Annotated in this window: 21 protein-coding genes and 1 pseudogene; 16 read left to right on the forward strand and 6 right to left on the reverse strand. The window is 62.3% G+C overall.

Annotation, left to right across the window (positions count from 1 at the left end; translation table 11 throughout):
* The first annotated feature begins 1 nt into the window (after position 1).
* The 6 genes from NIBR502771_RS16310 (at position 2) to NIBR502771_RS16335 (ending at position 6,972) form a co-directional block, all read left to right on the forward strand.
* Complete coding sequence (locus NIBR502771_RS16310; RefSeq protein ID WP_210411244.1) at positions 2 to 628, forward strand: hypothetical protein; 627 nt, start codon at positions 2 to 4, stop codon at positions 626 to 628.
* Positions 621 to 2,462 (forward strand): glycoside hydrolase family 15 protein, encoded by a 1,842-nt coding sequence (locus NIBR502771_RS16315; protein ID WP_141160669.1) that lies wholly within the window; start codon positions 621 to 623, stop codon positions 2,460 to 2,462. The genes NIBR502771_RS16310 and NIBR502771_RS16315 overlap by 8 nt, the downstream gene beginning before the upstream one ends.
* Entirely contained in the window at positions 2,462 to 3,916 is a 1,455-nt protein-coding gene (locus NIBR502771_RS16320; protein ID WP_210411245.1) for an NAD(P)/FAD-dependent oxidoreductase, read from the forward strand. Before NIBR502771_RS16315 ends, NIBR502771_RS16320 begins: the two co-directional genes overlap by 1 nt.
* Before the next feature lie 195 nt (positions 3,917 to 4,111).
* Positions 4,112 to 4,591, forward strand: a complete 480-nt coding sequence (locus NIBR502771_RS16325; protein WP_141160671.1) for a MarR family transcriptional regulator — start codon at positions 4,112 to 4,114, stop codon at positions 4,589 to 4,591.
* A 50-nt stretch (positions 4,592 to 4,641) separates the two neighbouring features.
* Positions 4,642 to 5,232: a DUF421 domain-containing protein gene (locus NIBR502771_RS16330; RefSeq protein WP_141160672.1), complete on the forward strand. Its 591-nt coding sequence runs from the start codon at positions 4,642 to 4,644 to the stop codon at positions 5,230 to 5,232.
* Positions 5,233 to 5,778: 546 nt separating this feature from the next.
* Complete coding sequence (locus NIBR502771_RS16335) at positions 5,779 to 6,972, forward strand: FAD-dependent monooxygenase (RefSeq protein WP_141160673.1); 1,194 nt, start codon at positions 5,779 to 5,781, stop codon at positions 6,970 to 6,972.
* Positions 6,973 to 7,011: 39 nt separating this feature from the next.
* Here NIBR502771_RS16335 and NIBR502771_RS16340 read toward each other — a convergent pair whose 3' ends face one another.
* Entirely contained in the window at positions 7,012 to 7,551 is a 540-nt protein-coding gene (locus NIBR502771_RS16340) for a DUF421 domain-containing protein (RefSeq protein WP_141160674.1), read from the reverse strand.
* 203 nt (positions 7,552 to 7,754) lie between these two features.
* On the opposite strand from NIBR502771_RS16340, the gene NIBR502771_RS16345 reads away from it, so the two are divergent.
* From NIBR502771_RS16345 to NIBR502771_RS21270, 3 genes and pseudogenes are all read left to right on the forward strand, one after another.
* Positions 7,755 to 9,077 (forward strand): DUF2254 domain-containing protein, encoded by a 1,323-nt coding sequence (locus NIBR502771_RS16345; protein ID WP_371706657.1) that lies wholly within the window; start codon positions 7,755 to 7,757, stop codon positions 9,075 to 9,077.
* A gap of 89 nt (positions 9,078 to 9,166) precedes the next feature.
* On the forward strand, positions 9,167 to 9,886 hold the full coding sequence (locus NIBR502771_RS16350) for a phosphatase PAP2 family protein (protein ID WP_168225752.1): 720 nt from the start codon (positions 9,167 to 9,169) through the stop codon (positions 9,884 to 9,886).
* A 47-nt stretch (positions 9,887 to 9,933) separates the two neighbouring features.
* Positions 9,934 to 10,017 (forward strand): annotated as a pseudogene (locus NIBR502771_RS21270) (hypothetical protein); the annotation flags it as partial.
* A 151-nt stretch (positions 10,018 to 10,168) separates the two neighbouring features.
* Here the strand turns inward: NIBR502771_RS21270 and NIBR502771_RS21010 are convergent.
* A complete protein-coding gene (locus NIBR502771_RS21010) occupies positions 10,169 to 10,480 on the reverse strand; it encodes a cupin domain-containing protein (protein WP_141160676.1) in 312 nt (103 codons plus the stop codon).
* 318 nt (positions 10,481 to 10,798) lie between these two features.
* Between NIBR502771_RS21010 and NIBR502771_RS16365 the strand changes: the two genes are divergently transcribed.
* From NIBR502771_RS16365 to NIBR502771_RS16400, 7 genes are all read left to right on the forward strand, one after another.
* A complete protein-coding gene (locus NIBR502771_RS16365) occupies positions 10,799 to 11,311 on the forward strand; it encodes an SRPBCC family protein (protein ID WP_141160677.1) in 513 nt (170 codons plus the stop codon).
* A gap of 128 nt (positions 11,312 to 11,439) precedes the next feature.
* A complete protein-coding gene (locus NIBR502771_RS16370) occupies positions 11,440 to 12,333 on the forward strand; it encodes an oxygenase MpaB family protein (protein ID WP_246839705.1) in 894 nt (297 codons plus the stop codon).
* A complete protein-coding gene (locus tag NIBR502771_RS16375; RefSeq protein WP_141160678.1) occupies positions 12,320 to 12,802 on the forward strand; it encodes a hypothetical protein in 483 nt (160 codons plus the stop codon). The genes NIBR502771_RS16370 and NIBR502771_RS16375 overlap by 14 nt, the downstream gene beginning before the upstream one ends.
* Positions 12,802 to 13,806 carry a hypothetical protein gene (locus NIBR502771_RS16380; protein ID WP_141160679.1) on the forward strand — a complete coding sequence of 335 codons (1,005 nt, stop codon included), beginning with the start codon at positions 12,802 to 12,804 and terminating at the stop codon, positions 13,804 to 13,806. The genes NIBR502771_RS16375 and NIBR502771_RS16380 overlap by 1 nt, the downstream gene beginning before the upstream one ends.
* 607 nt (positions 13,807 to 14,413) lie before the next feature.
* On the forward strand, positions 14,414 to 17,962 hold the full coding sequence (gene mobF / locus NIBR502771_RS16390) for a MobF family relaxase (protein ID WP_168225753.1): 3,549 nt from the start codon (positions 14,414 to 14,416) through the stop codon (positions 17,960 to 17,962).
* Positions 17,963 to 18,620: 658 nt separating this feature from the next.
* Positions 18,621 to 18,905: a hypothetical protein gene (locus NIBR502771_RS16395; protein WP_141160681.1), complete on the forward strand. Its 285-nt coding sequence runs from the start codon at positions 18,621 to 18,623 to the stop codon at positions 18,903 to 18,905.
* Between the two features lie 130 nt (positions 18,906 to 19,035).
* A protein-coding gene (locus tag NIBR502771_RS16400) for an IS5 family transposase (RefSeq protein WP_141160643.1) occupies positions 19,036 to 19,933 on the forward strand; the annotation gives its coding sequence in 2 pieces (ribosomal slippage) (positions 19,036 to 19,386 and positions 19,388 to 19,933; 897 coding nt in all).
* Positions 19,934 to 19,969: 36 nt separating this feature from the next.
* On the opposite strand, the gene NIBR502771_RS16405 is transcribed toward NIBR502771_RS16400, so the two are convergent.
* From NIBR502771_RS16405 to NIBR502771_RS16420, 4 genes are all read right to left on the reverse strand, one after another.
* On the reverse strand, positions 19,970 to 20,461 hold the full coding sequence (locus tag NIBR502771_RS16405) for a single-stranded DNA-binding protein (RefSeq protein ID WP_141160682.1): 492 nt from the start codon (positions 20,459 to 20,461) through the stop codon (positions 19,970 to 19,972).
* 56 nt (positions 20,462 to 20,517) lie between these two features.
* On the reverse strand, positions 20,518 to 21,567 hold the full coding sequence (locus tag NIBR502771_RS16410) for an ArdC-like ssDNA-binding domain-containing protein (protein WP_141160683.1): 1,050 nt from the start codon (positions 21,565 to 21,567) through the stop codon (positions 20,518 to 20,520).
* A gap of 183 nt (positions 21,568 to 21,750) precedes the next feature.
* Positions 21,751 to 22,263, reverse strand: a complete 513-nt coding sequence (locus tag NIBR502771_RS16415) for a hypothetical protein (protein WP_141160684.1) — start codon at positions 22,261 to 22,263, stop codon at positions 21,751 to 21,753.
* Positions 22,256 to 24,061: a type IV secretory system conjugative DNA transfer family protein gene (locus NIBR502771_RS16420; protein WP_141160685.1), complete on the reverse strand. Its 1,806-nt coding sequence runs from the start codon at positions 24,059 to 24,061 to the stop codon at positions 22,256 to 22,258. The genes NIBR502771_RS16415 and NIBR502771_RS16420 overlap by 8 nt, the downstream gene beginning before the upstream one ends.
* Between the last annotated feature and the right edge of the window lie 7 nt (positions 24,062 to 24,068).

A 24,068-nucleotide genomic window follows, 5' to 3' on the forward strand; every position in this document is an offset into this window, starting at 1 on the left:
CATGACCAACAATCCTGGCCCCGCGAACCCTGCTGACGCTGAACCGCTGCCCACCGACCCCACCGGACAGGACCCAGCAGCCAAGGACCCAATGGCCGATGAGAAGCTGCACCTCCAGCTGTCCATCTTCGACGTCACTCGACAGGCACAGGGCAGGGCACTGGACGATATCCAGGACATGCTGCGTTCGGCCTTCGCCGCCCATGGCGTCCAGCCCCCGCCGGACACCTGGCTGGAATCGGTCGCGTCCTCGGCCTTCTACGGCGTGCCATACATCATCGACTACCCAACAGCACTGGCAGCAGACAATGTGATACCTGCCCCAAACACGGAAGTCCGGGAGCGGCTCGCCCACCGACGGGAGCTCCGGGAGGAAAAACTGCCACCCGGGATTTTTCCGGCTCCGTCCGAATGGGAGCTGTCCCCGGGTGAGGTCACCACGACCGGGACGGGCGCGCACCGGGTCCGCTTACCTGAAAAGCCCCGCTGGTCCCGTCCAGTCCTGATTGCAGCTGCCTTCCTCGGGGCACTGGCCGTGGCCCTTCTGGCAGGCCGCACCTCTGCCTCCCGCTCTTTGCAACCGTCCCAGCTCATCGAGGGTGCCGACAGGAAGGGAAACGATGCCTGAGATCAGTGATTATGCACTTGTCGGGGACCTGCACACGGCAGCGTTGATCAGTACCAGCGGATCGATTGACTGGCTGTGCCTGCCGAACTTTGACTCCCCTGCCTGCTTTGCGGCCCTGCTGGATACACCCAATGCCGGCCGATGGCTCCTGGCACCGGCAGGCGCGCATAAATGCACACGGAGGCGGTACCGCGCGGGCACCCTGATCCTCGAAACCGACTGGGAGACCGCCGACGGCAGCGTCAGGGTCACCGACTTCATGCCGATCCGCGATGACGCCGCGGACATGGTCCGCATTGTCGAAGGGCTCAGCGGCAGCGTGCAGATGTACGGGGAGCTCTGCCTGCGCTTCGACTATGGCCATATTGTGCCGTGGGTGCGACGAGGCGACCATGGCCTCACTGCGGTCGCAGGCCCCGATGCCGCCTACCTCAGCACCGAAGCTCCCCTGAAAGGCCGGGACATGCGAACGGTCAGCGAATTCACCGTCCGCGCTGGTGATCAAGTACCTTTCGTCCTCCGCTGGCTGCCCAGCAGCAGTCCCACGCCGCCGAAGACCGACGCCGCCAAGGCGCTGCAAACCACTGAGGACTTCTGGCGGGAATGGACGGGCCGCAGCAGGATGGAAGGAAAGTACAAGGACGCCGTCGAACGGTCACTGATCACCCTCAAAGGGCTCATCTACTCGCCCACGGGCGGGATCGTGGCCGCCCCCACCACTTCCCTGCCGGAGGACCCGGGAGGTGCCAGGAACTGGGATTACCGCTTCTGCTGGCTGCGGGATGCGACCCTGACGCTGCAGTCACTGCTCGCCGCCGGCTACGTCGACGAAGCGGCCGCCTGGCGCGAGTGGCTGCTGCGGGCAGTGGCTGGGGACCCATCCCAGCTCCAAATCATGTACGGGATCGACGGCACCCGCCGCCTGCCCGAAATTGAACTGCCATGGCTGTCCGGATTCGAAGGTTCCAAACCTGTCCGGACAGGGAACGCTGCGGCACCACAGCTGCAGTTGGACGTGTGGGGAGAGGTTCTGGACGGGCTATCCCTCACCCGCGCCGCCTCCCGTGACGGCAGCAGTGATGATTCCTGGGACATCCAGGTTGCGCTCATGGAATTCCTTGAAGGCGCCTGGGACAGGCCCGACAACGGGCTCTGGGAAATGCGTGGCCCCCGCCGTCACAACACCCACTCCAAAGTCATGGCGTGGGTCGCTGCTGACCGCATGGTCAAAGGAATCCAGCAATATGGCCTGCCCGGCCCCGAAAAGCGGTGGTCCGCCCTGCGGGCGACCATCCACAAAGACGTCATGACCCATGGCTACGACAGCGAACGCAACACATTCGTCCAGTCCTACGGAAGCAAAGAGCTGGACGCCAGCCTCCTGCTGATCCCCCGCGTAGGATTCCTGCCCCACGACCACCCCCGCGTCATCGGAACCGTCGACGCCATCCAAGAGCACCTAACCGAAGACGGCTTCGTCCTGCGCTACCACCCCCAAGCCAGCAACGATGGGTTACCAGGAACCGAAGGCGTCTTCCTCGCCTGCTCCTTCTGGCTCGTCGATGCGCTGCTGGGAATAGGCCGCCGGCAGGAGGCTGAAGCACTCTTCGAACGCCTCCTCGACCTGAGGAACGACGTCGGTCTGCTCAGCGAAGAATGGGACCCCAAAAACCAGCGGCAACTGGGCAACACCCCGCAGGCCTTCAGCCACTTCCCCCTCATCCACTGCGCCCTGCAACTCCAACACGGCCGCTCAAGGCACAGCGACACGCCTCTACCCAGTCCCGAAGCCGCTAACTTGAGCCAGACCGGACGCGGAAACGGACGCTCTTGATGAGACCGGATGCAGTGGTTGTGGGCGCAGGGCCGAACGGACTGGCAGCTGCCGTGACGATGGCACGCGCCGGGCTGAAAGTTCAGTTGATCGAGGCAGCAGGCAAGATCGGGGGCGGAACAAGGACCTCGGAACTCACGCTGCCGGGGTTCCGGCACGATGTTTGCTCTGCTGTCCACCCCATGGCATTGGCGAGTCCGTTCTTTCAGGCCTTTGACCTGGAGGACCGGATTGACCTCATCGTGCCCGACATCTCTTATGCGCATGCAGTGGATGCCTTCAGGGCCGGAATCGCGTACCGCAGTCTCGGACGGACTGCCGAGGGCTTGGGCCGTGACGGGGAAGAATACCGCCGGCTCTTCCAGCCGCTCGTTGAACGTGCCGACGGCGTCACCGATCTCACCATGCACCAGCTGCTTCGCATCCCACGGCACCCGGTTGCTGCCATCCTCTATGCTGCGCGGACGGTAGAACAGGGTGGTCCGTGGTGGAATACGCGCTTCCGTGAGGACACCGCACCGGCAATGATCACGGGCGTCGGCAGCCACTGCATCGGCCCCCTGCCAGGCCTGGCTACCAGCGGCATGGGAACGCTTCTTGGCGCGCACGCCCACGCCCGTGGCTGGCCGGTACCGGTCGGCGGATCCCAATCAATCGCCAACGCCATGGCAGATGACCTCCTGGAACATGGCGGTGACATTGTCCTCAACATCCCTGTCACTGGACTGGAGGAGTTCCGCGGCGCCTCCGGGCCGAAGGCCATCCTGCTGGACCTTTCTGCAGCGGGACTAGCGGAAGTAGCGGGAGCCGAGCTGCCGACCGGCTACCTGCGCAAACTTGCCTCGTTCCGGTACGGCAACGCCGTCAGCAAGGTCGATTTCGCGCTCTCCGGCCCGGTGCCTTGGGCCAACCCTGACCTGATGAACGCACCCACCGTCCATCTGGGCGGGACCAGGGCTGACATATCCCGGGCAGAAGCCGAGGTCGCCGCCGGGCGGCATCCTCAGCAGCCGTTTGTTCTGGCCTCCCAGCCTTCAACCCTGGACAGCAGCCGGGCGCCGGCCGGACAGCACGTGCTGTGGACCTACACCCACGTCCCTGCAGGTTCGACAGCGGACATGACTGAAGCCATCACCCGGAGGATCGAAGAGTTCGCGCCGAACTTCCGGGACACGATCCTCGCCACCCACTCGATCACCGCTGAGCAGTACAGCAAATACAACCCCAACTACGTCGGAGGTGACTTCTCTGCCGGGGCCCTTACACCGCTGCAACTGCTCAAACGCCCGGTGATCTCCCCGGACGCCTGGCAGACACCGGCAAAAGGTGTCTACCTCTGTTCATCCTCGACACCGCCCGGCCCCTCGGTCCACGGGCTATGCGGGTGGTACGCCGCCCGTTCTGCCCTTAAGAATGTATTCGGTTTGCCCTCACCTGATCTCGCTCCTAAATAACCCAGGAGAAGCACCCAGAGCCCGGCGGACTCATATAAACCCGTGGGCGGATCCTTCTTCGTGGATCGGGTCTAAACCAGAACCGGCCCCTGGTCCCCGAACGCATGTGCTGGACGCGACATATGGTGGGAGATAAAATATGTATCTGATTAAGTTACCTCGCTGGTCCGAGGTATATGAGCTGGGCAGGGTGCAATGAATAAGGATACGGCGCAGGCGCGAGAACGTGAAGCGCTGGAGCAGACGCTGACAACATCGCGTGCCCTGCTGGGCATCGTTGCCCGCTCCTTGGCGGGAATTCCCGATTCGGTGTCCCTCCCCCAGTTCCGGGTCCTGGTGCTCCTGGCCTCTCGAGGCCCTGCGCGGATGGGTGACTTGGCACAACTGCTCGGAGTCCACCAGTCGAGTTTCAGCAGGACAGCCGACCGGATGGAGGCGGCCGGCCTGATCATCCGGGAGCAAAGCCCCGGAAGCCGCAGGGAGGTGCTGGTGTCTCCGACGAAAGACGGGCTTCGGGTTGTTGAAGAAGTTACAGAGGCCCGGCGCCGCGACATCGCAGCTGTCCTGACCCGTCTGACGCCGTCCGACCAGGATAGAGTGGCGGCCGCCTTCGCGCTGTTCGCCGAGGCTGCGGGAGAGCCTACTGCCGCTGAGAACCTGGTGCTGGGGATGTAGTCCGGCTTCGACTCCCGGCACGCGCCGGGACGGTGAGGAGGGAGTGGACAATGTGGGATGACCTGTCGCTAACGCCCATGCAGGGTGTGTTGGTCATTCTGTCCACCGCCGGGATTTACCTGGCCTTCGTCGCCTTAGTCCGGATGCTCGGGCAGCGGGCTTTGGCACGGATGTCCAGTTCCGATCTCGCCACGGTCGTAGCCCTGGGTGCTGTGCTAGGGCGCGCCGCGCTGGGCTACACCCCCACCCTCACCGCTGGCTTGCTTGCTTTGGCAACCTTGTTCGCTATGCAGGCGCTGGCAGGGCAGCTGCAGCGATGGAACCGTTCCTCGAAACTGCTGAACAACCCGCCCATCCTCCTCATGTCAGGCAACGAAGTTCTGCGCTCAAATCTGAAGCGAACACACCTTGTGGAAGAGGAGTTGTGGCCAAAGCTGCGACTCGCCGGAATCAGGAACCGGAGCGAGGTTGCCTGCGTGATCCTGGAGCCCACAGGTGAGATCAGCGTGATCAAACGCGGCGCACCGCTGGAGCACGAACTCCTCGACAATGTCCGCGGGGTGGAGCGCCTTGACACTGTCCTCTTTGAGACCGGCACCACTCCTTTTGACTCCGGAAACGGCAAGGGGCAGGAAAGTTAGTGAAAGGGCTGCCGCCACAGTCCCAGGGCAATGACTTGGACAAGACAGAAGGAAAGGAGGGTCAGGAGTAGGGCCTGCCCCGCTTGGGCGGATGCCTCCATCTATGAGGACGAGGAAGCTGACCTAACGAAGCGCGTCGGAACGCCCTCTACGGAAGTCTTGGCCTCTTACCGGCTCATCCTTCGCCCAGACGACCCGGACCGGACTGGATGCTGCGTGAGAACGCTGCAAAGGAACGGTCACCCACTCTAGAAGGAAAAAAACTGATGGAAGCAACGGCGCTACACCCGCCCATGTTCATGTCCGTCCCGAATGGTTGGAAGGCATCGTGAGGCCCATGAAAAACCGTGACACTTCCGCGAGCGATCCAGACGTACGAAAGATGCTGGTCTCCCACAGGCACTGCGGTGAGCTCATGCGCGAGATACCGGCCGTGGACGAATCAGGTACGCAGGCCAATCCGGACGGTCCTGTAGTTACTTACCAATGCGATTGCGGCTTTGCTTTTGAGCAACGAGAGAACCTGCCTGAGGCAACGGAACAGCCGTGAAAGTCATTGTGGTGGGAGCAGGCATCGCAGGCTTGGTCGCCGCACGGCAATTCGGGCTGGCCGGCTGGGATGTCCTCGTGCTCGAAAAATCATCCACGCCCCGCCCTGAGGGATACATGATGGACTTCTTCGGCGCAGGGGTGGAAGCAGCCGAACAAATCGGCCTCTACCCGCGCCTCGCAGCTGTCGGATACAGGATCGACGCAGCTGACTACGTTGACCTGAAAGGACGCCCTACCTGCAGCATCAGCTACGAACGGTTCTCCCGACTGGCAGGCGGCAAGGTCCTTAGCCTGCTTAGGCCAGACATGGAGCAGGCGGCACGGGAAGCGCTGCTCCAAGACGTTCCCAGCGGCAGGATCCAACTCCGCTACGGGGCACAGGTGACCGGCGCGGGAACCGACGACCAAGGCGCGTACGTCCGGGTCCAGAAAACTCCCCCAGAGACCATCGCTGCCGACCTCCTCATCGGCGCCGACGGCGTCCACTCAGAGATTCGGGCACAACTATTCGGTCCTGAAAAGCAGTACCTTCGGCCGCTGGGAATGCGTGCGGCAGCGTTCATCGTCCAGGACGCTGAACTGAACGCAGCCTTCGGAAACCGTTTCGTGCTGACCGACACGATCGATCGTATGGCCGGCCTATACGGCCTTCGAGGGGACTCGGTTGCTGCTTTCCTGGTCTACCGTGACACAGGCGCTACTGGTGCGAGCAGCGATGACAGCTTGCCCCGCATTCGTGATCGGCTCCGCATTGAATTTGCCGACACCGGTGAAGCAGTGCAGCGCGTTCTCCAGTTGTGCCCTGACGATCCCTACGATGACATCGTCGCCCAGATTGTCATGCCGACATGGCACAAAGGACGCGTAGTTCTCGTCGGAGATTCCAGTGGCGCCGTGTCACTGTTGGCAGGGCAAGGCGGATCTCTGGCAGTCGCGGGTGCCGCGCTCCTGGCGAATCTGCTTGCGACAGCCTCAGCTGAAGACATCGCATCTTCTCTTGAGCGCTTCGAGCAGCGATGGAAGCCCACGGTAGAAGCCGCACAAATTTCAGGGCGACGAGCCGCTGCTTCATTCCTTCCGGCCAGCCGCTTCCGGCGCCTCCTGCGGCGTTGGATCATCCGGGCAACGCAGTTACCAGGAATCGACAGAGTCATCGCCCATCAGATCCTGCGGACCGTTGCAAAATAGCCGGCGCTTACGCCTCACTCAACGTGCCGGGGAATTCTCCTACCCAAGGTGGTCCAGGTCCTGATCCTCAGGAAAACCGCGCACCCCCCGTAAGGCTGTGCCGTTGCCGAGTTTGCTCTTCGGAATGACACTGAGGGTTCCGTTTGTCTCGAGGACGACCGCCGCGATGTCGGACAGGTCGCCGGAACCAGTACCGCGGACCGCCTGGAGAACCTCAGATTCGGTCAGCCTGTTCCGCCGCAGCTCCGCATGTTGAAGCTGCCCGGAAATCACCAGAGCCGCGGGCCCCGATGTGACAGCTGCTCTGGTTCCCGGTATGTGCGTTGAGGCCCAAGCCACGATGAATTGGAGGCCTACGAGGAGCACCAGGGCCGCCATGCCTTCGAGGAACGAGACGTCCGAGCTGAGCAGGATCGTCGCAAGGGTGGACCCTATGGCGACGGTAACGACGAAATCGAAGGCATTCAGCTGTCCAAGGGTTCTCTTACCCGAAACCCGGAGTGCCAGCACTAGAGCCACATATGAAACGGTGCCGATGATCAGGACACGAAGGACATCTGCCCAAGTATCGAACCACATACGTCAGTACTCCTTTGCTGAGGGAACGTCCCGACAACAGCAGCCATAAGAAGCGCCGAAAACAGTAGGCTTATGGTTCCTGCCACAGTCGGCAGTGGTGCAGGTCCTACCGTGGCCAGACTGGTCCTGGCCATCTGTGAAAGGAGCATCATGACAAACGTACCCCCAGCGTGGAGGCAGCAGTGGCGCTGAATGGGCGGGGCGTGTACTGGCTAGATGAGGTAAGGGCCCGCCTGTGGCCGCTTCCGGCGTTTGCAGTTGCCTTGGCGGTAGGGCTGGGTATCGGCTTGCCGGCGATCGACTCCACTGTCGATCGTCATTTGCCGGACAGCGTCTCGGTGATCCTGTTCAGCGGCGGTCCTGACGCGGCAAGGGCCGTCCTGCAGGCGATCTCTGGCTCGCTCATCACGGTCACATCGCTGACGTTCTCACTGACTGTCGTCACGCTGCAGCTGGCCAGCAGCCAATTTTCCCCCCGCTTGTTGCGCACTTTTGCTTCCGATCGCTTCGTCCACGGGACACTCGCCCTTTTTCTGGCCGCGTTTACCTTTGCCCTGACAGTTCTGCGCAGTGTGCGGGACGGTGCGAATGGAAACACAGCGTTCGTCCCCGAAATTTCGGTCACTGTCGCACTCGTAATGGCCATCGCCAGCGTTGTTGGCCTTGTGCTCTTCCTGGCACACCTCACCAGGGAAATCCGGGTGGAAACCATGATGTGCCGAGTCCACACCGAAACCGAGGAAACCATCGACCGCGTCTTTCCCAAGGACCGCCCCACCAGAGGAGTCAGTCCCGGCGCCCCACCCGACAGCCTCCCCATCAAATCCAGGTCCTCGGGCTTCCTGACATCAGTTAACGAAGACGCGCTCCTCCAACTGGCGAAGGATTGCCATGCAGTCCTAAGAATCGATCAGGGACCGGGCGGCTCACTGGTCGACGGCGTTCCATTCGCTACAGCCTGGCCTATAGAACCTGGTGCGACTTTCACCTCAGAGATCTCAGAGAAGCTGGGGCACGGGACCAACGCCGCCGTCACCACCGACTTTGAGCGGACCAACACACAGGATGTCGCATACGGATTCCGGCAGCTGGTCGACGTCGCCGTCCGGGCGCTGTCACCGGGCATCAACGACCCCACCACAGCAGTGCACGTCATGGGGCACCTCTCTGCACTCCTGTGCCGGCTTGCCGCCAGAAACCCCGGACCCAAGCACCTTACCGACGATGACGGACGCATCCGCCTGGTGCTGACCCTTCCCACGCTCCGGGAACTCCTGGACCTGGCGATGAACCAGCCCCGGCACTACGGTGCCACAGACCCGGCGGTAGCGAACCGCCTCCTTGAACTCCTTGATGAGCTCACCTGGTGCGACCCCTATGGCCGGAACCGGGAAGCGATCCTTGATCACTTGGACCGGCTGAACATAGCGATCAGCGCAGCCGACTACTCAAGCACAGAACGGCGAAGCATGCTGACTCGGGCCGACGCCATACAATCCCGGCAGGCCGCTCCCGGCACCTACTGACCGCCTGTGCCCTATCAGAGAAGAGGACTCAAACGATGGCAGCAGGGCACGAACCAGCGCGGGGACAGAACTCAGGCCACCACCATTGGATGGGGGTACAACGGGTTGTCAGCCTGAAAGTACAACGCAGGCTCTACATCAGCGCGTTGCTCCTGGCCCTGGTCGGGACGGCCCTTTTCGCCCTCACCACGGCCAGCGTCGTTCAGGACACATGGCTGGCCGGGGCGGACGAGCCTGTACGTAACTGGCTGCTGACCCTCCGCGCCCCGGTATTCACCACCGTGATGGCTCCCGTTGCCTTCGTCTTCGGACCTGTCGCCATGCCCATTGTTGTTCTTGTCGTCACCCTTACCTGGGCGCTCATCGCCCGAAATGCCTGGCGGCCTCTGATGCTGGCCGGGGCGATGCTGGCCGGCGTCGTCATTTCCCAGATCATCCTGCCGATCGTGCAACGACCGCGCCCACCGGCTCAGGCCATGTTGCTCGGCCCGGACGGCAGCTACTCCTTTCCCTCCGGCCACGTCCTCGGCGCCTGCGATTTCCTGCTGGTTACTGCGTTCCTGGTCCTGTCACGGCGGAAAACACCCCTCCTCACGTCCGCGATTTGCCTGGTCGCTGTCCTCGGGATCAGCCTTGTCACACTCAGCAGGCTTTACCTTGGCTACCACTGGCTCACGGACGCCATCGCATCCGTGTCCCTGTCGCTCGTGATACTCGGAAGCACCATCGCGCTCGACACCCGGCATACGACCCACACTCCCCGGGTCCCAACCGAAGGCACCCACGCGAGAAGGAACGGAGCAGCATAGCTTCAGGTACGATCACGTGGTTCAGCGCCGAAAAGGGCTTCGGGTTTATCTCTCCCGACGACGGCGATAAAGATATCTTCGCCGATCACTCAGCCATCGTCGGCCGCGGCTGCCGGACGCTCGCAGAGGCCCAAAAAAATCAGCCTCGAAGTGGAGCACGGTGCCAAGGGTCTGCAGCACAAAACATCCAGGTCGCCAGACGCCACGAGGGGAATCGAATCGAATGTGACGCACTCCTCCCCTGTCTGCGCCGATTCTGCGCAGGGAACCCTGGCAGCGAGTTTAGGCCTCAACGCCCACGAGGACGACACTCAGGGTTGCGGAGTTGTCTCTGGGATTCCGCCAGGCGTGCCTGGTGCCGTGCTGCACCACGACGTCGTTCTCGTCCAAAGTCACTTCCCCGGTGTCCGTCTCAAGTACAACCTGCCCCTTGGCAACCCAAACATAATAGACCGTTTGAGTGCGGTGGAAGCCCGGAGCATCCGGCTCCATGCGTTCGGCGAAACCTACCGCGTGCTCGGCGAACTCTTGGCCGACGAGAACCGGATCGTACTCGGTAGAGAAGAACACCGAGTCTGGCGGCAGCGTCAGCATCGCGTGTGCTGGAAGGAGTAAGCTCCGGGTTGGTCATAATCGGGGGTAATGCCGGTCTTTACGTCTTCTCCATTAACGACGACTCGCTTTGGAGTACACCCCAACCTGACGTCGGGCAGCGGCGAAAAGCGCGTCAGAATAGGGTTCGAAAGGCTGTTCCTGCACATGCCAACTGTTGAGTCTTAGAGTCCTACCTGACAACCAGCCCGAAGCACAGAGTAATGCTCAACGAGGCCGGAGACGTCGAAAATGCCTTCCTTGCTTGCCTCGCGAAGTCGGTGGAGCAGGGCGCGCTGGAGTTGATGCCAAGATATTCATATGAAGTCTCGCCTCTTCAACCTCAACTCCACCTGGCAGTTCCCCGCCTCGCCCGAAGAGGTGTGGGCCGTCATTGCAGACACCGATATGAGTTGGCCCAATTGGTGGCCGCACTGCACCTTCGCTGCGCCCTTGGAGCGAACCGAAGCCGCGAGCGAAGCCACGGAGGAAATCCTGAAGGCCACCACGGCCCACCTGAACTTCAAGGCGTTCCTGGGTTACACGCTCACCATCACCATCCACCCTACAAAGGTCTCCGCGCCTCGTGAGATAGAGTTCGACGCCGGCGGTCACTTGCAGGGCACGGGCCGAGTAACCCTTGTCCCCCAAGAACAGGGCAAGACGACCCGTATGGACATAGAGTGGCGCGTGCGGCCTACCCAACGCTGGATGAACGTACTGACACCGGTTGCCGCTCCGGCCTTCGTAGCAGCACATGCCCTGATGATGCGCCAGGGGGAAAAGGGCTTGCAGCGAGAACTGGCCAACAACCGCACCAAGAAACCTGCGTAGACCCGTCTACATTCACCTAGCCAGCTGAGGACAACAGTTCTAGGATGTAAGCAAGTTAGCCGAGCTGGGGAGCCTTCGCAGCCCACAGTTCGAGTGTGCAGTAGCAAGCACTATGAACGGGGGCCACGATGAAGATTCATCCCACCCTCGCTGACAGCCTCCGGCGCCAGGAGAGCCCTTCCTCGAACGACTGGGAAACCACCTTCCGCACCATGGTCCTCTACGATCTGGCGGCAGACATTGAACTTGGCTTCTTCCTCTCGTACTACCGGAATTTTGCTATCCCGCGCATAGCGGCCACTCTCTACCGGAACGGCGAAATCCTGGAGCGTCCCATGAAGCGCTCTTACGACACTGCAATCGTCATTTACGAGCTCATCGCAAGCGGCCTCGATAGCGACCGGGGAGAGCACATGGTCGCCCTGCTCAATCGCGCTCACCGCAACGTCCCCGGCAGCGCGGACGATTACCTCTACGTCCTTCTGACCCTGCTGGTCGTCCCGGTTCGCTGGGCCCAGCAGCATGGGTGGCGCCCGCCCACAGGAGCAGAGCTAACCGCTGCAGCCCGTTTTTTCGCAGAGTTGGGATCCCGGATGAACGTACAGGGTATGCCGGAGACCTATGCCGAAGCGGAGCGTTTCTTCGACCAATACGAGGCAACCCATGTCTCTGCATCGATTGAAGGCCAAAAGCTGATGGACGCGACAGTTCAGGTCTTTCAGAGCCGTCTGCCGCTTCCTCTACGACCCTTCGCTGCAAGAATGATCAGTGTAATGCTCGCTGATGACCGGCTCGTTGGCGCCCTCGGGCTCCCCCGCAGCGGCCGAGGCTCCCGAGCCACCCTGGAAATTATTCTGGCAGTCCGCAACGCCCTCCACCGCCGGCTGCCGTTGCAGCGAAAGCCTCATTTCACGCCAGGAAAGGCCGGCTCGTCTTTGTACCCGGGCGGCTACTCGCTCGATCAAATCGGCCCCGTCAAGGTCCCTGACCCGTCAACCTTCCAAAGCAATGAACTATCGTGAAGCTCGAAAAGTAGCCCGCAAGGCCGAGAAAGGCTTTGGGTTGCCCAAGGCGCCAACACTCCAGCTCATTCAGGACAAACTGGAACGGCAAAGAAGCCGCCCCATCATTGTCGACGAACTACCCGGCCTATCCGGATCGGAACTCTGCGGCGTGTGGCTAATCTGCGCGGACCGGGACATCGTGTTGCATGCCCCCGTGAAGTCGGCCTGGCACCGGCAGCAGATCGTCCTTCACGAGTTCAGCCACATGATTCTCTGTCATGACCTCGAAGAAACTAGCGCAGACCTTGCCGCGACCTTCCTGCCTGACCTAAGCCAGGACGTACTCCGCGTGCTCGGACGCAGCAGCTACACAGACGGCGCAGAACTCATGGCTGAAGTCTTGGCCGACCAACTCGCTACTCGGATCATCAACAGCGACGTCGATGCCATGCCCGAGCCCTTGGCATTTCGACAAGTATTCGGCTGATGGAAGCGGTCCCTGCCGCCGCACTCTGGGTCCTGACCGTTCTCAGGCTTCCAACAGCGCTCGATGCTCACCGTGGAAGCGTCTTCCGCGCCACTATCCTCGCTGCGATCGCCTGTACCCTTTATGTCCCAGCGGTCTACTACACCGTCGATCCATTACTTGGCGGACACAACCGCGTCGGCCTGGTTACCCTCTTGTCCTTGCTCCTGGGGTTCTGGCAGTTTCGCACGGCGATTCTGCTGGCAGCGGTTACAGATACAGAAGTACGACGGCGGCAGCTCGTCTTGGGCAGATTCGCTGCTGCCGCCGTGTGCACCACAGTGACGGCCGGGTTTCTCGCCAGCCGCGTGGATGGCACCGATCCCAACTTGCCGCTGACCTACGCTGACCAGCCCGGGATGGCAGTCTTCCTCTGGACAGGCTCCGCTTTCATCATGTGGGTCTGCCTTGACATAGCCCGGGTCTGCCGCAGCAACGTCCCGCACATGCACGCACCGGCCTTCCGGTCGGCTTTTTCCCTCATCGCAGGGGGATGCGTCCTCTTCGCACTTGTCCTGCTGGACCGGCTGATCTACGGCGCTGTGATTGCAGCTGAAGGCGCCGACAGTCAAACAGCTGCCGCACTGACAGGCTTCTACTGGATCGGAGAGACGGCTGCTGTGCTCCTGGTCAGTCTTGGACTACTTCTCCCCCGCGTGGCGGGACGCCTCCGGCAGGGCATCTTCGCGCTGCGGGCAAGGCTACTTCTCATGCAGATCAAGCCAATTTGGAATGACGTTACAAGTTGCCAGCGAGAGCTGGTCCTGCAGGACCACCGCCCCGCTTTGCTCGTGTTCTTCTCCCGCCACGCGGAAGCCCACCTTCACCGGCATCTAGTCGAAATCCTAGACTGTGAATTGGCGAGTCCCCTAGCCCGCGAGCGCCTCAACGAACACCACTTGTCGGTAGTCGAACGCGCCGAGCTCTTACTCGAGAGCCGCTCCACGCCCCACCTTCCTCGTTAGAATCCAGCCCTCACACCTCTGGCATCCAAGGCGCCAGCGTTAGATGCTGTCACGGCCAGTCATGTTGCCCCGCTGCGCTTCGCTGATGAATCAACGTGAACCAGAAGAATTGCGAAGAGTGCCATACCACTTTCGAAGCGACGCGGAGGAGCCACCGGTTCTGCTCCCAACGTTGTGCGAACAGGCACCGGAGTCGTCGCCACCGAGCCACAATTCGACCTTCTACAGTGCCGGCAACAACTTTGAGCTCGCCGCACCTCAAAGCGCAGTTGCAGGCTACGAAGCGTCGTCTGGAGTCCGAGAGGATATCCTGCGAGCGCCAACGCCAAGTGGTTCAGTCCAAGCTCCGCTCTCAAGCCGCAGAGATCGACCGGCTCGAAGCCGAGAGTTCGGAACAGCGGCTGAGCATCAACCTCCTCCAGTCGGAGGTCGCCCGCCTTAAACGAGCTCAACGGACTAATGTGCAGGACCTGGCCCACACCGCGGCCTTGCTTGTCTCAATCTCCCGTGCCAAGGGAGTGGCTCTTGACGTCCGAACCTTGGACATCCTCCGCCGGCGGGGATGGGATCCAGGCAAACATCAGGCAGGGGCACCTCGACTGTGACCATGTCTATCGCACGTCTGTCTGCCCGGTCGGGTCTGCGCTACCTGTTCAAGACGACGATGATGGATGACTTATCCGGTTCTCCCCCGGACCCCACCACGTACTACATGAAGGCGGGCACACCCCAGGGGCGTTGGATTGGCGGCGGACTAAACGGCATCAGTAAGTCGCTGGGTGACGCCGTCACGGAAACCGACGCAAGAGCGGTATTTGACATGGCGGTGCATCCGCAGACCGGCACTCCCCTGGGCAGGCCACACGCCCAATCTGCCGCTGTCGAGAACCAGCCCGGCCAATCAGCCCAACGGCATGCGGTCGTCGGCTTCGACCTGACGTTCAGCGTGCCAAAGTCGGTGTCCGTACTCTGGGCGCTGAGCCCGCACAGCAAGCAGCAGCAGATCCTGCGAACCCACCACGAAGCGGTCGAGGCGACCCTTGCGTGGCTGGAAAAGAACGTCATCCATACAAGGGCCGGCCGTAACGGAGTCGCCCATATCGGCACGCAAGGAGCTGTTGCCGCCGCGTTCGACCATTGGGAGTCACGAACCGGGGATCCGCAGCTCCACACCCACCTTGTTATCGCCAACCGCACACAACGGGTCACCGACGGAGCCTGGGTTACCCTCGACTCGCGAGCTCTGTACAAAGCAGCCGTTGCGGCGAGCGAACACTACAACGGCCTGCTGTTCGACGCCCTCCAACGGGACCTTGGGTGCGACCCCGAGATCCGCGCTCCCCTCACCACAACGCACAACCCCAGCCAACAGCTCACCGGGATCGATGAAGAACTCATCCGCGAATTCTCCAATCGCTCCCGCCTCATCGACTTGGAAACTGATCGTCTTGTGGCAGCGTGGACCAAGGATCACTGCCAGACTCCCTCGGCTACGACTACCATCAAACTCCGCCAGCAGGCAACCCTTTCCACTCGCGCCCCGAAGCCCGAGAGTCCCACACCACTGCACCAGCTCTCTGAGCAATGGCAGGCTCGAGCAATTGCCAAAGGTTTTCAGCCATCTGACGTCCTCGCCCACACCATCAACCGCTCCCGCGTCGCCCCTTTTACCTTCCTGGACTTCACTCCCGACTGGACCTCCGCTGTCGCGACCATCGCCAGGGAACGGGTTGCCGGAAAACGCTCCACCTGGAACCGCTGGAACCTACTTGCAGAAGCGGAGAGAGTCTGCGCCCAAATCCGCTGCAGCACCTCATCAGACCGGGCCGCTTTGATAGATGCAGTCGCCACCGCTGCCGAACAACAATCAGTTCCCCTGAACGAGTACCGCTACTCCCTTCCACCGAACGCTGGCCCGGACCTGCAGCTCAACCAGCGGAGCGTTTTCGACTTCCATGGGTCACGCCTCTACACCGACGCTTCAACACTCGCTTGCGAGGACGCCATCATGACAGCAAGGAAGGACCACGGCGGACCGGCTGTCCGCCCATCAGTCGTCATGGACTCGCTGGACAGCGGCCGCCGTGTGCAAGTGCCGAGGCTACATGCCGATCAGCGCGCGGCAGTTGCGGACGTCGTCCTTAGCAGAAACCGGCTGGACGCCATCGTCGGCCCGGCGGGAACGGGAAAAACCACCACGTTGAGTGCGGTGAAGGCAGTTTGGGAGGCAGAGCACGGAGCGGGCAGTGTCGTCGGGCTGGCCCCGGCTGCCGCGAGCGCGGAGGTGCTGGGCACGGAACTTCGCATGGTCACCGAGAACGTTACCAAATGGCTGCACGAGTCGCTGGGACACGGGGCGGCCACACGGGCTGACCGCTTCTTCCACATTGAGGAACTCTTGAGTTCGTCCAAGTACAGCGACCGCCGGAGCACCGTATTCGCCCAGGAAGCTGCCCGACTAGCCGCAACCCAACAGCGCTGGTGCTTCCACCCGACTCAGCTCGTCATCGTTGACGAAGCGTCTATGGTGTCCACCTTTCAGCTTGCTGCACTTGTGCAACAAGCAATGGAAGCCGGCGCGAAAATTCTCCTGGTAGGAGACCCAGGCCAGTTGGACGCAATCGACGCCGGCGGCGTCCTCGGCTGGCTGGACCGCCAGGGACTCACCACCCGCCTCAGCACTATTTGGCGATTCCACGACGAGTGGGAGCGCGCCTCGTCCCTCAAGCTGCGGGCAGGAGACTACTCGGCGATCGAGGACTACGAGCAGCATCGGCGGATCCGCCACGGCTCTTACCTAAGCATGCTGGACGAGGCGTATCTTGCGTGGCGGGCCGACAGGCGCGCTGGTAAGTCGTCCATCCTGATTGCCGCAGACAACGAGACGGTCAGCATGCTCAACGAGCGGGCCCGAGCAGACCTGGTGGCCCAGGGCGTTGTGGATGCAGAGCTGGCAGCTCAACTCGCCGACGGCTTGCAGGCCGGTTCCGGTGACACCATCATCGCCCGCGGCAACAATCGCCGGCACATCGACAGCGAAGGCGAATTTGTCCGAAACGGGACGCTGTTCGACGTCAGAGCGGTCAACAGGCACGACGGGTCAGTTCTCGCAGTACGGCGGGAGACTGGGGCGAGCGTCGTACTCCCCCGGGCCTATCTTGAGACGTCCGTTGAGCTCGGCTACGCGACTACCGCTCACCGATCCCAAGGGCTTACGGTCGATACCGGGCACACAGTGGTCACCCCAGGACGGTTGACCCGCGAGCTGCTCTACGTGAGCATGACGCGCGGCCGGTCCGGGAACGCAGCATATGTCAGCGAGGGCGACGACTCAGAACACCAAGCCGTCGACCCCTCGCTGCAGCTGTCGTGGCGCAGCATTCTCGGTGAGATATTGGCCGCAGAGGGTGCCGAGCGGACTGCCCACGAGGTCCGCGAAGCAGAGAGCAGGAAGGCGGACAACCTTGAACGGCTGTATGCCGAGTACGAATACCTCGCGCAGATTGCCGCCGGTGAGGACCTCAGACGTTGTCTGGGAAAGCGTGCCCCGCTCGCAGTGCAAGAACTAAGCGCGTCACCGTCGTGGGGCGCTGCAGTTGCCGCCTGGCGAAAAGCTACAGCGGTCGGCCGTCACGGCGCAGAGCGCGTCATGGAGCGGACCGTGCAGGGCAGCCATTCAGTGCACGACCCGATGGCCCTCCTTAGCGCGTGGCTTCGTCGCTACACAAAAGGAACACCGACGACGGCGACAGACCCTTTGCGCGAATCGTTCCCGGTACTTGGACCCGGGTTGGCAGACATGATCGTCCAGGTCCGCGAACGCATCCGGCAAAGGATGGAATCCGTCACCTGGGCTGCCCTGACGCAGGGTGCTCCGTGGAAGGACGAGCTGACTGCCGCCGTGGGTGCGACAGAATTCTTGGGCGGGCTGATTCGCGATGTTGCCCTGTTCAGGGACAGATGGGGAATCTACGATTCTCACCTGCCATTGGGAGCTCCCCCGGCGAACTACGAATGGGAACAGCTGGGCCAGCGGGAAAGACTTCAGGAAGCAATTGAGAGCGCCGGCAGCTGTCAGCCCGCCCCTCAGCCCGAGATCAGCACATTTGATATGCGTCGATCGGGGCAGGTCGTCCTTACGAGTTCGGGCTGGTAGATCTAAGCTGATGTAGAGGCAAAACATTGGTCGTGAACCCAGCGGTGAAACCGAGAGTTGCGACAGCCGGGTTGGTACTGGCCAGCGCGGTTGTTCTATCCGCGGCTGCCCTCTCTCTGGTTCTCCTTCCCTCCGCCGGCGTTCCCTTCTCCGCAAAGTTAGTAGGCGGCGCCACGCTGTTCGCTGCTGCACTACTTACTGGATGGCAATGGTGGCGACGGACTACACAACGGCGCGCCTGGCTGGAACAGGCGACGGAACAGTGGAGATCCTTCAGCAACGCCAAAGCGCTCGGCGGCACAACAGCGGAGGTAACGCTGGTCAGCGTTGATGCAGTACAACCCACAGGCTCCTGGGTCACAATCCGGTGGAATCGCTTCAACCACACTCAGCGGGCCTGGCTGGAGTCGCTTCCGGAACCGATCTGGCCCGGATCGGTTCTGCTCATCTCCCCGGACCCATCCCAGGTTATGCCTGGCGCGCCATGGCCGGACACGTACTTCATTCAGGCGGTCGATTGTTTGGCCTGGGCTCCTGCCGAAGGGCGCGGGGCGGCTCCTGTAACGCCATCCGTTGTGAGGGCACGGAATACCTGAAGCTCCTGCCGCTGGTTTGGTCCCGAAACCCTTATTCGAACATATGTTCTATAGTTGTTTGCGTGATCAAGTCCGGCTCGCCAGAAGACCTCGAGCGCATGATGGCCCGGATGGACGCTGAGTCCACCCGTCCGATAGATGATCCGGCGCCTATTCGGGACTTCCCGAAGTATGCCCGGCCGTTAGTGTATGTAGGCGGAATCTATGGCAAGGCCGTTGGCTGGACCCACAAGTACGGTCTCATCGAATGGCTGGATGCCTCCGGCAAGTACCACATGGGGTGGGCCCACTCTTCGAGCATCAAGCGGGTGGAACCGGACGAATGGAAGGGCAGTTCGCGGCTATAGCAGGCACCGCGGTCCATCAGCGAGACAGCATGACAATGGCCTGGTCCTCGGCGGAAGGACCAGGCCATTGCCATGTCTCGCTAGGGCGTGTCTCCTAAACCTGGGTTGGTTTAGGCGGGATGCTTGATGGGTGTCGCGTACTTCTGTTTTGACTGATGGGCAGTGGGCCCGCATCCAGCCGTTGTTGCCGTCCTCTGATGGTCGTCGGGGTCGTCCTTTTCGGGACGACCGGCGCGTGGTCGAGGGCATCATTTACCGGTATCGGTGCGGGATCGCGTGGCGGGATGTGCCTGCCGAGTTCGGTCCGTGGCAGACCATTTGGAAGCGTCACCGCCGCTATAGCGGTGACGGAACGTGGGACAGCATCCTGGCTGCACTGCTGACGGTCGCGGACTCTCAGGGTGAAGTGGATTGGTCGGTCTCGGTCGATTCGACGGTGAACCGTGCCCACCAGCACGGCACCAACCTGCCGCGCACCACAGGGGGCCGGCTCGAATTACATGAATCTGTTTGCTGAGCCGGACGATCATGCGGTTGGGCGGTCCCGGGGCGGACTGAGCACCAAGATTCACGCCTTGGTTGATGGCCAAGGCAGGCCCTTGGTTCTGCTGGTCGCCCCGGGCCAGGGCGGGGACGCGCCGATGTTCGCCCACCTCATGAACCAGCTGAAGATCAACCGGGCCGGTCAGGGCAGACCCAGAACCCGCCCGGACCGTGTCCGCGGTGACAAGGCCTACTCCTCTCGAGCGATCCGAACCCACCTCCGCGACCGCGGCATTATTGCTGTCATCCCGCAGCCTTCCGACCAGATCGGCCACCGGAAGCGACGCGGCTCCTCCGGTGGCCGGCCCCCGGCCTTCGACAAAGAGGATTACAAAGGCCGGAACGTCGTCGAACGGAACTTCAACGTCTTCAAGCAATGGCGTGCCTTGGCAACACGCTACGACAAACTCGCCCTCACCTACCGCGGAGGAGCGGTTCTTCGGGCAATCAGCATCTGGCTAACAGCTTTAGGAGACACGCCCTAGGGGGCAAGCTCAGTAGGCCCTCCCAACGGCGCAGGGTCAGAGACTAACCTCATTCCGCGCCGGCTCGCCGAAAGGGGATACCGACACCGAACCCTTGGTTGCGATGTTGTACGTCGGCTCCGGCGCCGCTTGCAGGCCCGCCTCGGTTGAAGCGCCAGGCCCAGCGGCACGCGCAGAACGTTGGTATACAGCGGTACCAAAGCGAAGGTCCGGGCCAATGGTCTCGGCTACGATCCGACGAGCCTCGCGCCGCTCCCCATCCTTTTCAAAGGAACGGAATTCCAGCTCACCCGAAACGGTGACGGGGTCGCCCTTCTTCAGCGAATTGGAGGCATTCTCGGCGAGCGCCCGGAACGCGGAGACGTTGTGAAAAACAGGCTCACCGTCATGCCAGGATCCATCTGGCCCCTGGACGCGCTGGTTCACCGCAACGCGGAGCTTGGTGTGGGCCACCCCCGACTCGCCGTAGGTCAGATCCGGATCTGCCACGAGGTTGCCGGCGATGTTGATCGGTATTCTGGTGCTCATATCGTGCGTCCTTCCTTCGCGGACGGGACTTTCCCATCCCACGCTTCAAAGCCGGCCTACGGGCCAGAAATCTCCAGGCCACGCGACGGTTCCTGTGCCGGTTTCACGCCCGCATAGGTTTCCTGGCCTTCAACTTGCAGGGAGGCTTCTGCAGCCGGAACCTTCCCGCCTAGTCCTGGCGGATCGGTCACTTCAAGAATTTCCTTGCTTGCGGCCGTCACCCGGCCAAGCACTGATTTGGCAATATCCACGCGCGAGGCCGGCTCCTTTCGGGACGTAACTCCGGCGGCTGAATGCTCCGCTTCGATAACTGCATCAGCCCAGCCGGACAGATAGCTTGCTGATTGAGGCCCTCTATCAATTCCATGCGCCTTAAGCACCGTGTAGGCCACTGACTCCGCCTCGACTTCTGCCAGCCCGCGGTGGTCCACGCTGCTTCCATACAACTTGCCCACGTTGTCGTTCGGGCCGTGCAGCAGAACGTGCCCGAGCTCGTGCGCAAGCACCGCTGCCCGTTCCTCCGGGTTCAGCCAGCCACCCACCTGCACCCGGTGCTGGGCAAAGTCCGTGAAGCCGCTTGTGAGCCCGAACTGCGAGTCCGTGACTTGCACTGAGAAGCCGTGAGCGCGGGCAACTCCAGCCAGCGACTCCCACAGCCGCGGCACCTCGACTGACGTGAGCCCAGCTGATCGAGGAACCAGCAGCGGGGTACCCTCGGTCTGGGAGACGTCGAAGACAGCCTGGCCCCGCCAGCCAGTGATGAGCGTCTTCTTCCCCTCGTCAACGGCGCCGTTGGGAGCCTTGTCGCCAACAGGGATGCGGTGACGGGTGCCGTCCGGCAAGAGCACCTGTTGAACGCGGGCCGTCCTTGGCGCAATCACCCACAAGGCATGCTCACCACGAAGAACATTCCGCCCGTGCCGCTCCCATTCCTTGAAGCCCGCCACGAGCGTGGGCTCGTCGGTACCGCGCTGTGCCATCTGCATCATCAGCAGGGCAACGTTCCCGCCGGAATAGCGCCACAGGCTGGCGGAAGCGTCAAGGAGAACCTGCCAATGTGATGGCGACTCGACAGCCTTTTCAAGAATCGAGTGCAGTCCGTCCATTAAGGCAGCAACACGTTCCTCGGGCGCCAGTCGCTGAGGCTCCAACGGGGAGTTCGGGCCAGCGGAGGGGCTTGACGGAACTTCGGGTGCAGCGGCCACGACAGCCACCCTTCTGTTTCTTGGACCGCAGCTCAGCTGCGCAGACACCAGTTCATGGCGACCAGGTCATTGGAGCGACATGACTCAGAATTCGGGAACCAATTGATGGGCCGCCTTGCACCAGTCGAGGAAGGCCGGATCGTCGTTCGCAAGCATGCGCGGTGCGGGATCCTTGTGTGCCTGCAGTCCTACGCATCCGGCCGCCCTGGTGTGCGTCCTAAGACGTTCGACTGCGTGTGGGAGCCTTTCATGGAAGGCGAGCGGCCCGAAGCCAGGATCGTCCGTTGTGTAGGAGGCCAACTCCGCGCGGTGAAGCGCGTACAACTCAGCCACGATCTCAGGGTGACGCCACCAGCAGTCCGGGACGACCGACGTCGTCAGTTGGTAGGTGGCCACGAGCCATCGCACCCACGCAAATAGCGATCGCCATGCCTCCTGTGATTGCTCGGTCGTCATCTCCCGCCAGCGGCGGGTCACGGACTTGGGCCCAGCCTGTCCGGCAAATGCCGACCTGAAAAGTTGTGCAGTAATCTCGTCGTCCCCAAAGGAACCCGAGGAGGGAACATCAAACTCGTCGACGTTGTCACGGCTATGCATCAGGAGCCCCTTCGGTCTTCTGTTGACGCTGCTTGTGCCCGTCGGCCAACAGGCGCTCCATCTCAGCCTTCAGGCGGCGCAGTTCCCCGGCGTCCTTGCGCTTGTGCCATTCCAGGAGATCCAACAAAATAGGCCGCGTGCGCCGACCCAGCATGAGTGCGGTGCCAGCTGGGAGGCGTCGAATCTCGTCCAAGGCGATCACCGGACGGTCGCGAAGCTGTTCGCCGTCCTGCCGGCCCTGTGACGACCAGGAACGCGTGGTGAGCGTCAAGCTGCGCTCGCCGAGCAGACCGGCGAGCGATCGGAGGTCGTGTTCGTCAGATCCGCCTCCGAAAATCACCTTAATGATGGCGGAGTCCCATATTGTTGACGCTTCATCGATGGACCAGCCCGAACGGGCCTGAGAAAGGGATTGGAGGACGACGAGGGTGGAGATGCCGATGCCGCCGCCATCAGCCAGCGCCACGGGTAGGCCCGGCCAGGGAGCCAGGTTGGCGATCTCATCGAGTATGAGGGACAGCGGCGGCTCAAGCCTGCCGCCTGGCGAAACGAACGCCATTTCGCGAGCCGCGCTGTCAATGTCGTCGATCAGGGCGGACAGGTATGGACCGGCAGCAGCCGCGCCTGCGCGCGTGCCGATCAAATAGAGCGTGCCCCGTTCCCGAATGAACGCCTTCGGATCAAACTCCTCGGACTCATCCTGCGGGTTCAGTGCAGCCAAAACCTTCGGTGAAGACAGCGGGGCAACCGCTGCCGAGACACCGATCCAAGAGTTCGAGGTATTCCGCGGGTCGTCTTCCAGGATTCCCATCAGGTCTGACTGCCAACCAAGCGCCGCGCCAGGCGTGCCCAGGACTTCCAGCGCTTCCCGGGCAAGCACAGGGCTGGAGGACCAGCGTCGGAATGCAGCCACTCCCTCGCCGGACAGGGCAGCAGCATGGAGCAGGCATTGGAGGACGATCAGCGAGCGCTTCTGCCACGCAGCGTTTTCGCCCTTCATTTCCGTGTCCGCGGTAATGACCAGCGCTCGCCGGGTGGCAAAGTCCGGGTCCTCACATCCCCGCACCGGTGACCAGCGGAGGGACGACGGCAAGCCTGACATGCCTTGGGGATCGAACACCGTCACCGGGCGCCCGTCAGAAGCCCTTGCCTTCATGGTCACTACAAGGTTGTCAGCCCGCGTAGACGTCGTTACGACGGCACCGGGCGCGTCGAGGATCGCATTGATGACCACGTAGAGGCCCTTGCCGGACCGGGGAGCACCCTGGATCACCATCGATTCTTCAGTGGAAACGTGGACCGTGACGCCGCGGGATCGACCCAGGGTCCAGGACAGATCCTGCACCGAAGGCTTCACCAGTCCCGGGCGCGTGAACTTCCCCCGCTTCTGCACCGCCCTCGCCCCAAAGTCGTGGACGATTTCGGCGCGACGGGCAACGCCGTCCCGGTTCAGGATGTCCTGCCGGAGCCATGCCCCCGATTGCTTCCACCGCCTCCACGCAACCAGCGCAGCCACGGCGAGCGCTCCGACCAGCAGCAGGGCCGGAGCCAAGATCCACCAAACGCTGTCCGTGCCGACTGCGCAGTCCCCACTGCGGATGACTATCCAGTCCATCCTGTTGGCCAAAAGTCCGACGACGGCACCCGGGTTGAAGGGCGACGGCGGCAAGGCGCCGCAGTGCCAAGAGGTCGCGAGCTGCGCCGCGGCCTGCACCAACGCGCAGAGACATACGTAAGCCGCCGCTCCAACGAGAGCAGCGGTGACGAGCGGATTGTCGCTGGCAGCCCGGGAACTCACTAGCTGT

Source organism: Pseudarthrobacter sp. NIBRBAC000502771 (assembly GCF_006517215.1).
GTDB lineage: Bacteria > Actinomycetota > Actinomycetes > Actinomycetales > Micrococcaceae > Arthrobacter > Arthrobacter niigatensis.